The following is a 13,326-nucleotide window of genomic DNA, read 5'->3' on the forward strand; positions in this document are numbered from 1 at the left end:
AGGGTTATGTGGCGAGCATGGTTGACTGGGGTGGTTTGTGTGAGCGTTATGACGCTAGCACCAGCCTATGGGCAAGACCAAGGGTTGAGCTCTGAGGAATTTAATGAGGACGATCTGGTGGGGCGTTTTTGGGAGCTTGAGCAGAAGCATAAACGCGGAGTGTTTCAGCTGCGCACCTATCGGCCCAACTTTCTGCTGCCGATTCATCATAGCTCCAACATCAACACACAGCCACAGTCGCCTACTCGCGGGCCATCGGAGCCATTAGAAAGTTACAAGCCGAATGAAGTTAAACTGCAAATTTCGTTACGCACGAAACTCTTCGAGGACTTATTACTGCCAAACGCGGACCTCTGGGTGTCGTATTCTCAAGTGTCGTTATGGCAAGCGTGGAACTCAGATGACTCGTCACCGTTTCGCAGTACCAACTACAACCCCGAGGTGTTTTACATTCTGCCGTGGACCGATGAATTCGACTTTATCCCGGGAGAAGCACGGATTCGGTTCGCGAAGGTTGGGTTTGCCCATGAATCCAACGGTCAGACCAAGCCGGATTCACGCAGTTGGAATTATTTCCACTTCGGTGGTGCTATCGAGTGGGGCGATGTGGTGTGGGAAACCACCTGGAAGCAACGTGTTAATGAAGTCGGTGACGAGGATGACAATCCTGATTTAGTGCGGTTTCGTGGCAACTTTGAGAATAAAATTTCCTGGCGTAATCAAAGCAGCACTTACAGTTTAACCCGCAAAACCCGGGAGTTTTCCTGGGATCGTGGCTCCTGGCAGCTTGATTTCACCCATCCGGTAAATTCTAACAAGCCCGACGGTTTACGCTTTTACATCCAGTTTTTCTCGGGCTACGGGGAAACGTTGATTGATTATAATCATCGCCAGAACCGAATTGGCATAGGTTTCTTATTACTTAACATTTAAGTACTCAAAATGTCTGACAACTACCTTCTAAAACTTTATCAAAAATGCCTGCGTTACCCGTTTGGGCGACAGTTATTTTCTGCGCTTTTTGCCCGTAAAGCACCTTATTTTCGTACCATTAAACCACTAGTTACTGAGCTGAAACCGAATTATTGTGAAGTACGTTTTCGCAAACGCAAGGCAGTTCAGAACCATATCGGCACAGTGCATGCGATTGCGCTATGTAATGGTCTGGAAATGGCAATGGGCGCGCTCGCCGAAGCAAGTATACCTAAACACTTACGCTGGATTCCCAAGGGAATGAAGGTAAATTACACCGCCAAAGCCGACAGTGACATCCGCATCATCGCCGAAACAGCGACAGACGGGTGGCAAGCGGGTGATCTCGACGTAGTGGTTAAAGGTTTTCGTGATGATGGTTCCGTCGTCATCGAAGGCACCATCACCATCTATATTTCTGCAAAACAGAGAAAAACGTAAAACCGAGTTCGTTAAAAAGCTTAAGCAAGGAGCTTTTTCAGTTCGGCTTCTATGGCGAACACGTGTTCATCCTGTTCGCCCAATTCCCGCAAGGCATCGGCAAGTCGCAGTAGATACTCACTGTTTGGGCCGCTCGGGCCTTTTGATTGGGCAATGTGTTGAGCAATTTGTTGTGGTGAGGCTTCGCCGAGATAGGCTTCATTGTCAGGGCCGGCAATGTAAACCAAACCTTCAACCTGACCGCTGCCGTCCAGCCAGTCAAACCTGGTAGAAATCCGTAGATAACCGTTTTTCTCGCGATGATCTAAGTGCGCGAAGACATCGGGCGTCACTTCGTATGCCATGCCATCACAACTGTGCTCGGGTGTTTCGATAAGTGTCGCGACGCGGCCCGGTGCTTCAGGGGTGCCACGGTGATCGTGCGAGCCTTGCCAAAACCGCCGCTGCCAGCCATGAATTCGTGCTGGTTTCCGTTGCAAATAAGGGAAGTCGGCTTTATAAATCAATGAGCCATAACCAAAAAGCCAGACCGACTCGAGGTGGTCCAGCGGCTGCTGCTGTTGATTGACGGCGATAGTGTTATGTGACATAACCGCAGTGTATCAAAAATCGGACAAAAACATGAGCCAACTTGAACTAAAGATTCCCCCGGTTATCGTTGTTTTGTTGGTTGCTTTGGGAATGTATGCCACCTCCAAAGTAGTGGATTGGCCGTTAGTTGCTTATCCGCAAATAGCTTCTGTTTTGGCTTGGTTGGGGCTAGTAGTCGCCGCTCTAGGGGTCTGGCAATTCCGCAAGGCCAAAACCACGGTTGATCCGCGTAAGCCGCAAGAGAGTTCGAAGATAGTCACAGGTGGCATTTACCGCTGGACCCGCAATCCAATGTACCTTGGCTTCTTAGTCGTATTGCTTGCGCTGGCTTTAAGGCTGGCAAATCTTGCCACTGTGCCTTGGTTAATTGTTTACGTGCTCTATATGAACCGCTTTCAAATTGCACCAGAGGAACGTCTGTTGAAAGCTAAATTCGGCAAACCTTACGAGGCGTATTTAAAGCGGGTGAGACGCTGGTTTTAATGCGCAAAAGGCAAGGTTTTCTGCTATATATAAACATAACGAATTATTTAGTTATGGGATTTTAATGTCGCCAATAACCAATGGGCTACGCGTTATCGCTATCAGTGTTGCTTGCTGGTTAGGCGTTGTTCTAAGCGTTCAGGCTCAAACCACCATTAAAGTTGGTGCTTATGAGAACCCTCCTAAAGTAACGGTCGCTGAAAGTGGTGAACTTTCGGGTGTGTTCGGCGATCTGCTATACGAAATAGCTGAGCGTGAAGGTTGGCAAATTGAAGTGATTCCCTGCCGCTGGAGCGAGTGCTTGGCTATGCTTGCCGCCGGTGATCTAGACATCATGCCAGATGTTGCCTTGACTGAAATTCGCGATAAAAATTACATTTTTAACGAGCTCCCAGTGCTGCATAGCTGGTCTCAGCTTTATACTCTTGACGATCGTTCCATCAACAATCTACTCGAACTTGATGGCTTGCGCGTGGCGGTGCTACGCGATGCAGTGCAAGGGCCTTACTTACGCGAACTGATTATCAATTTCGGTATTAACGTCGAGTTTATGCAAGTCGGCACCTTTGATGAAGGTTTTGCGGCCGTGCTTGCGGGCCGCGCTGATGCGGTAGCGGTTAATCATTTTTACGGTGAGCAGCGTTCACGTGAGCTGGGTTTAAAGCAAACACCAGTAATGTTCCAGCCAACCCGTCTATTCTATGCCGCGCCAGCAAAAGCAGATGGTCGAGCGCTTATGATGCGGATCGACCGGTGGTTGGCGGATTGGCGCAGCGCGGCGGATTCGCCCTATCAAGAGATCATGAAGAAATGGGGCGTTTATGCGCCAGATAAGCCTGACCCCATTTCTAAGTGGTTGTTACCCAGTTTATTTGGTGTATTGGTTCTAGCTATTTTGAGTCTGATGATCTTGCGCCATCAAGTGAAAAAGAAATCAAGGGCATTGTTGGAAAGCGAGCAGCGCTCAAACATTATTCTGAACTCCATTGACGCTTTTATCTATATCAAAGACGCCCAACTCAAGTACCGTTACGCCAATAAAAAGGTCTGCGAGTTACTCGGTGAAACCGAGCAGTCGATCATCGGCAAGTCTGATTTGGATTTATTCGATGCGACCACCGCAGAGGTTTTGCGAGTCACCGATATGAAAGTAATTGAGCGCGGTGAGCGGGTCGTAAACGAAGAAACCAATAGAACTCTCGAAGGTCAAGAAAGACAGTTTTTGTCGGTAAAAATTCCGCTGCGCGATGCGGATGACTTTGTCTATGCGTTGTGTGGTATTTCCACCGACATTACCGAGCACATTGAGATCCAGGAACAACTTAATCAGCTTGCTTACTATGATGGCGTGACAGGATTAGCAAACCGTAAGCGCGTGGTGCAGCAGCTTGATCATGCGGTTGCCAGTTATCGCCGCACGGGTTACGAAGGTGCGGTTTTAGCGATAGATTTGATAGATTTTACTCTGGTCAACGATAGTCTTGGACATCACTTCGGTGACCGTTTGTTGCGCACGGTCGCCGAGCGTCTTGAAAGTGCAATTGATGATACGGACTGTGCAGCGCGACTTGGATCTGACGATTTTGTACTGATACTGGAAGACTTAGGACCCGACCGGAACGAAGCCATTCTTACCGCTCGGCGGCTTGCGACGGAAGTGGTCAATCTTATCGAGAAGCCTATCGATCTAGGCGTGAGAACCCACACGACCGCTGCCTGTATTGGTATTAGCATGTTCTCTGACAGTGATAATGGCGCTACTGAATTGATCAAAAATGCTGATATTGCGCTTTCGGAAGCAAAAGCGTTGGGTAGTGGAACTATTCGTCTATTCAATCCAGAAATGCAGCAAAGCATTAGCCGTCGTTTGCATCTTGAAGCTGCGTTGCGACACGCCATTGATGACAGTTTGATGGAGCTTTATATGCAACCGCAGGTCGACATGGAGGGAACCGTGACGGGTGGCGAGTTACTGCTCCGTTGGCAAGATGAAGAGTTTGGTTCACTACCACCTAACGAGTTTATCCCTGTGGCTGAAAGTAGTGGTTTAATCGTACCGCTCGGCAATTGGGTTATTGAAGAAGCCTGTCGCGTACTGCAGCAATGGTCAACAGACCCCGAACTTAGCAAATTGCAGCTGGCGATTAACATAAGTCCGCGACAGTTTCGCCAAGCGTCATTCGTCGAGTTCATCGAGTCATGTATCGCGCGCTATCAGGTACCGCGGGGTAAGCTCGAACTGGAGATCACCGAGAATATGCTGATCGATAACGTCGATATGACGATTACGCGCATGTCAAAACTTGGTGAGGCTGGAGTTCGTTTTTCGCTCGATGATTTTGGCACTGGCTATGCCTCGTTGGCTTACCTGAAACGCTTACCTATTTATCAATTGAAAATCGATCAGTCTTTCGTCCGTGATGTGTTAACTGATATCAACGATGCAGTGATTGTTGAGACAATTGTCGGGTTAGGAGAAAGTTTAGACCTGGACGTTATTGCGGAGGGGGTAGAAACTGCAGCCCAAGCCGATACTTTACGCGATCTGGGCTGCCGTAAATTTCAAGGGCATTACTTTGGTCGCCCGCAACCGATAGATTTCTGGGTTGAGCGACTAAAAACATCATTAACCATCGAAGCTGCCGAGGATTAACCTGCGGCAGGCGACAGCGCAGCAAGGCGGTGTTCGATTACATCCAGCGGCGCGGATTCCCGGCAATTTCTTCGATCCATTGCTGCTGTAGTTCCTGGGCTTCGGAGCTGGGTAAGTAGCGGATGGTTTCACTGCCTGCCGCGGTGTGAAGAATGAAGTGGGTAAAACCGAGTAAGCGCAACCACGGCCCCTGCTGCACATCGATTTGCTGAACTTTATGCCGGGGATACCAATTTTCGTTGCGGCTGAAAACGCCACGTCGTACGACGAACCATTGTTCTTTCGCCTCGACGTCGCTACTTACGAAGCTGTAACCATAGTTTTTCCAACTCAACACCACCATGGTTTGTAGTAGTATCCAGCCGACCGCCGCCGCCGCGACACCGAGCCAGCCACCGTCAGCAGCAAAATAGAGAACACCGGCAAGAACCGGTGCGAGTAGCGCCAACCACAAGCTCGAACCTAGTAACGCCAGCGGTGACAAGCGTTGCCAATTCACCTTCGAAGGTGACGGAAGCCGTAGTTGCTGGCGAAATTTCGCTAAAAACTCAGCATCTACAACGGGCAGGGTGAACTGCTGCGAACCTTGACCACCTTGTGCTGCGCGCGGCTGTAATTGACTGACGTTGACGACACTGCGACGCAACAGTCGAGCGCGTAAATTACGGCGAATAGAGACGGCTTGCAGTTTTGGATAACGAAAACTCAAGGTGCGTATCGACAATGCACCTGACTTGGCCTGATAGCGCTCACCGTTAACGGTTAACGTCAGACCGTGGAAGGTTAGCAAGCTGATCACAATGGCTGCTAGAAACAACACAGCTAAAGCGCCGACGGTCATGCCAACGCCGATAATCCAGGCAGACTCGGTGTTGAACCAGTCAAGATGCTGCTCCACCCATGGCACGACATAGTTGTCCAACAGGTCAAGTTGACTGGCGGGGTAAATTAATACCGCGAGCAAAACAAACAACTTGTTGTCGATGATTCCGGCACGAATGATTTCTGCGGTTGGAAAGCTTTTTGTGAGCACTGGGTTGCTGGTGTTTGTAGTGCTGTTCTGGCTAACATTGTCGTCAGCTTTACTGCTGGCACTCTCGGTTAACATGCGCTGGCGCAGCTGCTGGGCCAGCGGCATAGTCAAACCTGGAATCTGTACTTCCTTGCCCGCAGAACCGGCACTGTCTACACCCAGAATAGTGAGTTTAAAGGGCCGAAAATACCAGACTTGGTGGATTTCAGCCTGTTGAATACGCTCATATTTAAGTGTCAAATGTTTGCGATTTAAAATGCCGGTGCGTAAGTGCACAGCGTCTTCAGCAATGGCGTAGAGGAAAAAGCGCTGGGTAAGAACTGCGCTAATAATAATGTACAAAATGTAGCCGGCGGCTAAGGCCAGAATAATCCACGTCGAGTTTTTACCGGCAACAAAAATCGCCGCAAACACCGGGATCAAGTTGGTAATATTAGTGACCAGTTGTTTCAGTTGCTTGAGCAGGAAAAAAGCAATGGTGATCAGTGGCGTACGTTGCCAGGTTAGTTCACTCATGGCTGCGTTCGTCCTCATCGGGTTCATTTGTAATCGTCGTTAACAGCTCGCTTTTCAGCTGCATTGCGGTGTCGGGTAATAACCCGGGAATGGTTAAGTCAGCACCACCACTACCCGCCGTATACATCGCAAGTCGTGCAATGCCAAACATCCGCTCAAGGAAGGACTGCTTATACTCGACATGTTGAATACGGTTGAGTGGGACCGCCCGAATTTTACGAAATAATGCGCCACGCTTTAGGTGCATTCCCTCTGCGGTGCGCGCGTAAGCGGTGAATAAAAAGCGCCGCGAGGCAAAAAATAAACTGAAGAATAGTGTCAGTAGCGTCCAAATTACGCCCGCTACCCATAGAGGAACCTTGTCTTCTGGGTACACGCTGGTGAAATAACCGGTAAGCATAATAGCGGCGATGATCAACATGGTTATCAATGACCGTACTTGTAGGTACGAGCGATAAGAAGGTTCTGGTGCTAGCCACGTAATCGACATCAGTTCATATCCTTGGTTGAATTCGTCACGATTGAACCCCATTAAACTAGATACATTCGAAAAAAGACAGGAGTAAGCCCATGAAAATTTTAATGGTTTTGACCTCACACGATAAACTCGGTGATAGCGGTCATAAAACCGGGTTCTGGGCAGAAGAATTCGCAGCACCTTATTACGCGTTTAAGGACGCTGGCGCGGAGGTTGCGGTGGCAACGCCTATGGGAGGTCAACCGCCGATAGATCCCAACAGTGAACAAGCCGATGCACAGACCACAGCAACGGTTCGCTTGTTCGAAGATCGCGATGCCTTAGACCAGCTTGCCACTTCATTGAAGCTGACGGAGGTGAACCCCGATGACTTTGATGCCGTTTTCTATCCAGGTGGGCATGGCCCATTATGGGACTTGGTTAATGATGAACTTTCATTGCAACTGATTGAAAAGTTTTGGCGCCAGGGAAAACCCGTCAGCGCTGTGTGTCATGCGCCAGCAGTGCTGGTAAATGCTAAAGATCAACAGGGTGAAACTTTAGTGAAAGGCCGTAAAGTGAGTGGCTTTACCAATAGTGAAGAAGCCGGAGTTGGCCTTACCGAGGTGGTACCTTTCTTGTTAGAAGATAGGCTCATTGAGCTAGGTGCTGACTACCAAAAAGGCGACGATTGGCAATCGTTTGTTGTAGTAGATGGTCAGCTGATTACAGGGCAAAACCCTGCTTCGTCTGAGGCTGTGGCACGAGAATTGTTGAAGAAGCTTGCTGGGTAAGTAACAGTAAGTAACGCCACGCGTAACAGCTAAAAGCAAATAGAAACGCCGGCGAGAGCCGGCGTTTTTAGTGCAAGTGTTGAACTATTCAGAGCGTAATTATTCAGTCATTTCCTGCAACCGCTGTTGCAACTGTGGATCTTGCTGCACGCGTTGAATAACGGCGTTGTACTCGTCTGGGTTCAGACCCGCACCGGTAACTGCTGCGATCATTTCTTGCTGCGCTTTTTGCTGAATAGCTTGAGCTTCTTCTGCGTTTTCAGCGTTCTGGAACTGCTCAGAATACTTTTGACTCACCTTCTGCACATCATTCATGGCAACCATGAACTTTTGTAGTAATTCGTCAGTCATTTCAATTTTTGCTTGTTGCTGCATGGCTTGGCCTTGCTGGGCATTTTGTTGTGCGCTCTGTTGTACCGGAGCTGCAGTTGCCGCGGTCGTGGCAAAGATTGCACTGGCAATTAAAGTAGGTAGTAGTTTTTTCATTATGAACTCCTTGTTGAGTCTTTTTCTAATGACATAAGCGTCAAATACGTTCCCTTCTATAGCTGCAATCGCTGTGCCAACTATTTATTAAAGGTAAGCTACTGAATTTATTGATGAACATATAGGTTTAGAAAATACAGCACAGGAAGTGTATACTTATGTCACTTAGGTTTTGGAGTTGAATGTGACAAAAAGACACATATTGCAACGCGTTGCCAGCCCAAGTTGGCAGCGCGCCTTCTTATTCTACTTGGTCTTACCGCTGCTGGCGTTGTCAGGTATTGCGATTGGCGTGGCACTGGAGCAGGCACGTGAATTTCAAGACGAGCGACTGCGCGATGACCTTGAGTTGGTCGGGCGCGCCATACGTTTGCCCTTGAGCGATGCCCTGCTGAGCGATGATATTCCCCGCGTACAAGCGCATCTCGATGCAGTTTTTGAACTCGGTCGCGTATATGGAGCTTCGGTGTACGATACCAATGGTGAGCTGGTGGCATCGGCGGGTGTGACCGAAAGTGATCTCTCCGAAAGCCTGCTGGCCGAGCAAGTGGTACTTACCGGCGAGCAACGTGACAGCTATCGCGAGGTTGCCGGACGCGATGTCTATTCACAATTTATTCCGGTGCATGATCGCGCCGAACGGTTGATAGGCTTTATGCAGCTCAATCGTCGGGCGGAAGACTTTGAGCAAAGCTTCTCTCGCCTCGAGCGTATCGCTTGGGTTTCGTGGAGTATTGTTGCCTTAGCTCTGATAAGTATTCTGGCAGTAGGTTATTACCGCACGCGGCACCAGCAACGACTCGAAATCAACACCCGTTTGCGCGAACACGAAAAAATGGCGGCGATTGGCCAGCTCGCCCGTGGTGTTGCGCACGAACTCGGTGCGCCCCTGACGGTGATTTCCGGTCGTGCCAAACGCTTGCAAGAGCGTCATGCTGATGCCGAGAGCCGGCGGCAACTGACAGCTATTCGCGGTCAAGTTGAACGGTTAACGCGGCTGGTGCAGCAACTTCTCGATTTTAGCCGCACCCCCATCAGCCATGAACAGCTCGAAAGCGTAACAAAACTAGTGCAACAAGCCGCTAAGGCAGTGCAGCATGAACAAACGGAAGATGGACCGCGGCTGCAGCTAGCCTTACCTACTAGCGATAGTGTTGTCCGTGCTGATGGCTCGCGGCTAGAGCTGGCCTTGGTCAATTTATTTCGTAATGCCATGCAAGCTGCAACCCAGCTGGTGCAGGTTTCCGTTGAGATCAAAGCTGGCAACGAATGCACTATTGTGGTGGCGGATGATGGCGCGGGCTTGCCACAGTCAACCAGCGCGGAGCAATTGGTGGAACCCTTCACGACTACCAAACCAATTGGTGAAGGCACGGGCTTGGGCTTAGCCATTGTTGCCCATATTGTCGATGCGCATAACGGTCGATTCACCTTGCAAAATCGCAGTGAGGGCGGATGTGAAGCCCGTGTAACCTTGCCCTATGTAACATCGAAGGAGTCCTGATGTCAGCCATTGAAGTCGCTGTTGTTGAAGATGATCCGGGTTTGCGGGAGTTACTGCACGAGGAACTGGAAAGTGCTGGTTACCATGTACATAGTTTCGTTTCCGTAGAGGACTTTCTAGCGGCGAATAAACAGCAAATCCAGTTGGTGATCAGCGATATTCGCTTACCGGGGCTGTCCGGTATGGAGCTATTACAGACGCTGCAGCAACGCGAGCAGCGGCCAGCATTTATTCTCGTAACAGCTTTTGGCACGGTTTCCCAAGCCGTCGATGCGCTGAAACAGGGGGCTGATGACTTTTTGACGAAACCCTTGGATCTGGAACATTTGCTGGTGAGCGTCGAGCGGGTGCTCGATTACCATCAACTACAACGTGAGGTTGCGCAATACCGCACGGCGCAACAGCCAGCCAGCGGGCCCGCTGGCTTAATTGGTGCCAGTGCAATCATGCAACAGCTTTATCAAGCTATTGCGCAGGTTGCTGGCGCCGAAGGTGCGGTGCTTATTCAAGGGGAAAGTGGTACCGGTAAGGAGCTGGTGGCACGGGCGCTACATGAGCAGAGTAAACGTGACCAGCAAGCTTTTCTGGCAGTAAATTGTGCTGGAATTCCGGCGGAACTAATGGAAAGTGAGTTTTTCGGTCATGCCGCCGGCGCATTTACTGGCGCGCAACGGGCTCGGCCAGGTTTGTTAAAAGAAGCCGATGGCGGTACTTTGCTGCTGGATGAGATTGGTGAAATGCCGCTGGCGTTGCAGGCGAAACTTTTGCGCGTGCTGCAAGAAGGTACCATGCGCCCGGTAGGCAGTGATCAGGAAGTGGCAGTTGATGTAAGAATTGTAGCGGCGACCCATCAGGATCTTGAAGCTCGCGTGCGTGAAGGTAGCTTCCGTGAAGATTTATTTTATCGGCTCGAAACCTTTCGTCTTGACGTGCCGCCACTGCGGGCTCGCGAGCAGGACATTCTGCTATTAGCGCAGCACTTTTTAGCTCAGTTACGGGCGAGCCAGGATAAAGCAGTATTAGGCTTTGCCACAGAAGCCAAAGTGCTGCTGCAACAGTATGACTTCCCCGGCAATGTCCGCGAGTTACAAAATGCTATTGAGCGCGCCTACACCTTTTGCGATGGTGAATGGATCATGTCCGAGCATTTTCCCCGTCGCATGCGTGAGCGCAGTCTCAGTCAGCAAGTTACCCCAGAGCAAGGTGAGATCTGGCCAACCCTGCAGGAGGTTCAAGACCGTTACGTGCAGCAAGTGCTCACGGAAACTGAGGGCAACAAGCAGCGCGCCGCAAAAATTTTAGGTGTGACGCGGCGCACGCTTTATCGTTGGCTCACCACAGATAATTAATGCTGAGACCCAATTGTAGCTCGCGACCAACACCGGGTTCGAACGCACGGCCGCTGCCTTGGTTGACGACTACAGAGCCGACATAATCACGATCGGTAAGGTTGTGTAGTTTTAGCCAAGGTTGCAGTTGTACGTTGTCATAACGCCATTGATGTTGCACTGCCGCGTGCCAAAGGGTGTGAGCTGGGGCAAACACATCGTTGCTATCATTAGCCGCAACATTACCGCGATACTCACCCACGACCTGTACCCGTGTTTGCACTGTAGGCTGCCAGCGTAACTGCCAATAGGCTTGCTGACGTGCCACTCCAGGTAGCCGTGCGCCATTGCTATAACGCGCGTCGGTGTAGGTGGTGCTGGCCCGCGCTGACCAGTGTTCGGCTAAATCAGCAGACAGGCTTAACTCTACACCCTCACGCTCAGTTTGCTCGGCATTGGTGTAGGTGGTACGGCCATCGTTACTTTGGTCCACCACAATCTCGTTAGCGGTGTCGATGCGAAACCAGGTTACAGCTGCCTGTATGTGATCAGAACGCCATTTACTGCCGATTTCCCATTGCTGGTTGGTCGACGGACCTAGTTCAGTATTTAGCCCAGTACCACTGTTGCGGTAAGCCAACTCGGTCAAGGTTGGGGTCTCAAAACCATTACCGCGACTGATAAAAACCGACCATTGATCAGAGATGGCATAGTTCACGCCAAGCATCCAGCTTAGCTGTTGCATTGACGCTGAGCCGCTGTCATCAGGATTCTCGGGAATAATGAAAAAATCATCCACCTGAAACTCGGCTTGGTTGTGGCGCACGCCGGTCATCACCTGCCAATCGGATCGCGGCTGCCATTGTAATAATGCATACGCTGACTCGGTTTGGACGCTACCGTCATCGTTACGACGGACATCGCCACGCACCCCAAAGTTATTCACATAGCCGTACCGCCGGTCATTTTGCTCTGCCAGTTGCACACCGGTACTAAGCTGCCATTCCGGCAAGCTTGGTAAACGCAAGTGATAATTGGCATCAAGACCTATAAAATCACGGCGTAAATCGATAACTGCGCCGTCACCATTGAGGTCCCCTCCGGGAAATGGCAGGTACTGTTCGACATCGCGCCAGCCGCGCCAGGCAGAAAGGTCAGCAGCTTGCGAAGCGGTCTCGTGCTCGAGACTGACCGAGGCTTGCCGATGGTGAATGCGCTTGCGCGTATTGAAAGTAAAGGCTCGCCCTACTGTTTGGGTTGGATCTTCGCGCCATGCGGCGGGCGTCAGTGAGCTAGGATCTTGTAAAAAAGGCGCATTATTATTGTCGAGCCTCACCACTACGCGAGTGGTGTCGTTCAGATCCTGATACCAGCGTGCGGCGACCTGATGACGCTCAGCGCTATTGTGCGGGCGTGGGCCGTCGGTGCTAAAGGTCGCACCGGCTAAGCGTAAGGCCTTATCGTCACCAACCCAGTCGTGTTGCAAAAAACCGCGCCGGGCATCGTTGCCCCCCGCCATAAGCTCGAGTTGCGTTGCGGTATCACGCGGCGTCAGGCTGCGCCAATGGATAACACCACCGGCGGCATTACCATAAATGGTCGCAAGCGGGCCGCGAATAACCTGTACGTTGTCAGCCTCGTCGAGCAAAATACTTGAGGTCTGCGCCTGTCCGTCGGGCATACTCAGGGGTACGCCATCGAGGCGCAGTAATACGCCGCGCACACCAAATGCTGAGCGCGCACCAAAGCCGCGCACAGTAATGCGGGTATCTTGTGCGTAGTTGGCTCTGGAGTCACTTTGTACACCGGCGATACCACCAAGTAGCTCGGCAGCATCAATTCTTAAGCCGGGGAGTTGTTCCGAAGTGGAGAGATTAGTTACTGCCGCCGGCGTGGTTTGATTTGCGACACGCCGGGTTGCAGTGATCTCGATACGTTCAATTTGCGCTTGCTCTGCGGCCGTCGCCGCTGTCGAATTTTCCTGCGCAAACGTTGGTGCTGAAAGGCAAAAGCCCATACTGGCGCTGGCTACAATAGCCAGCGCCAACTTCGATGGTTGAAACATAAC

12 protein-coding genes are annotated in these 13,326 nt (G+C 50.7%); 7 read left to right on the plus strand and 5 right to left on the minus strand.

The features are described from left to right. The first annotated feature begins 6 nt into the window (after positions 1–6). Together ACQ5ES_RS10215 and ACQ5ES_RS10220 are read left to right on the plus strand one after the other, a co-directional pair. Positions 7–933, plus strand: coding sequence for a phospholipase A (locus ACQ5ES_RS10215; protein ID WP_445016484.1), 927 nt, complete (start codon positions 7–9; stop codon positions 931–933). Between the two features lie 9 nt (positions 934–942). Then, entirely contained in the window at positions 943–1,413 is a 471-nt protein-coding gene (locus ACQ5ES_RS10220; protein WP_445016486.1) for a hotdog fold domain-containing protein, read from the plus strand. 20 nt (positions 1,414–1,433) lie between these two features. Here ACQ5ES_RS10220 and ACQ5ES_RS10225 read toward each other — a convergent pair whose 3' ends face one another. Then, complete coding sequence (locus ACQ5ES_RS10225) at positions 1,434–2,003, minus strand: gamma-glutamylcyclotransferase (protein ID WP_445016488.1); 570 nt, start codon at positions 2,001–2,003, stop codon at positions 1,434–1,436. Between the two features lie 31 nt (positions 2,004–2,034). Here ACQ5ES_RS10225 and ACQ5ES_RS10230 point away from each other — a divergent pair, with 31 nt between their 5' ends. Beyond that, complete coding sequence (locus ACQ5ES_RS10230) at positions 2,035–2,487, plus strand: methyltransferase family protein (RefSeq protein WP_445016490.1); 453 nt, start codon at positions 2,035–2,037, stop codon at positions 2,485–2,487. A gap of 64 nt (positions 2,488–2,551) precedes the next feature. After that, positions 2,552–5,140 (plus strand): EAL domain-containing protein, encoded by a 2,589-nt coding sequence (locus ACQ5ES_RS10235; RefSeq protein ID WP_445016492.1) that lies wholly within the window; start codon positions 2,552–2,554, stop codon positions 5,138–5,140. Between the two features lie 37 nt (positions 5,141–5,177). Here ACQ5ES_RS10235 and ACQ5ES_RS10240 read toward each other — a convergent pair whose 3' ends face one another. After that, positions 5,178–6,689 carry a PH domain-containing protein gene (locus tag ACQ5ES_RS10240; RefSeq protein WP_445016494.1) on the minus strand — a complete coding sequence of 504 codons (1,512 nt, stop codon included), beginning with the start codon at positions 6,687–6,689 and terminating at the stop codon, positions 5,178–5,180. Beyond that, positions 6,682–7,179 carry a PH domain-containing protein gene (locus tag ACQ5ES_RS10245; protein WP_445016496.1) on the minus strand — a complete coding sequence of 166 codons (498 nt, stop codon included), beginning with the start codon at positions 7,177–7,179 and terminating at the stop codon, positions 6,682–6,684. The genes ACQ5ES_RS10240 and ACQ5ES_RS10245 overlap by 8 nt, the downstream gene beginning before the upstream one ends. Before the next feature lie 80 nt (positions 7,180–7,259). Here ACQ5ES_RS10245 and ACQ5ES_RS10250 point away from each other — a divergent pair, with 80 nt between their 5' ends. Continuing rightward, complete coding sequence (locus ACQ5ES_RS10250) at positions 7,260–7,940, plus strand: type 1 glutamine amidotransferase domain-containing protein (protein ID WP_445016498.1); 681 nt, start codon at positions 7,260–7,262, stop codon at positions 7,938–7,940. 99 nt (positions 7,941–8,039) lie between these two features. Here the strand turns inward: ACQ5ES_RS10250 and ACQ5ES_RS10255 are convergent, their stop codons facing one another. Continuing rightward, on the minus strand, positions 8,040–8,426 hold the full coding sequence (locus tag ACQ5ES_RS10255) for a DUF4168 domain-containing protein (protein ID WP_445016500.1): 387 nt from the start codon (positions 8,424–8,426) through the stop codon (positions 8,040–8,042). A gap of 184 nt (positions 8,427–8,610) precedes the next feature. On the opposite strand from ACQ5ES_RS10255, the gene ACQ5ES_RS10260 reads away from it, so the two are divergent. Beyond that, a complete protein-coding gene (locus ACQ5ES_RS10260) occupies positions 8,611–9,930 on the plus strand; it encodes a sensor histidine kinase (RefSeq protein ID WP_445016502.1) in 1,320 nt (439 codons plus the stop codon). Further along, on the plus strand, positions 9,930–11,279 hold the full coding sequence (locus tag ACQ5ES_RS10265) for a sigma-54-dependent transcriptional regulator (protein WP_445016504.1): 1,350 nt from the start codon (positions 9,930–9,932) through the stop codon (positions 11,277–11,279). Before ACQ5ES_RS10260 ends, ACQ5ES_RS10265 begins: the two co-directional genes overlap by 1 nt. Here the strand turns inward: ACQ5ES_RS10265 and ACQ5ES_RS10270 are convergent. Continuing rightward, entirely contained in the window at positions 11,263–13,323 is a 2,061-nt protein-coding gene (locus tag ACQ5ES_RS10270; RefSeq protein ID WP_445016506.1) for a TonB-dependent receptor family protein, read from the minus strand. The genes ACQ5ES_RS10265 and ACQ5ES_RS10270 overlap by 17 nt on opposite strands. Positions 13,324–13,326 lie beyond the last annotated feature (3 nt).

The sequence above is a fragment of the Pseudidiomarina xizangensis genome, from assembly GCF_052541995.1.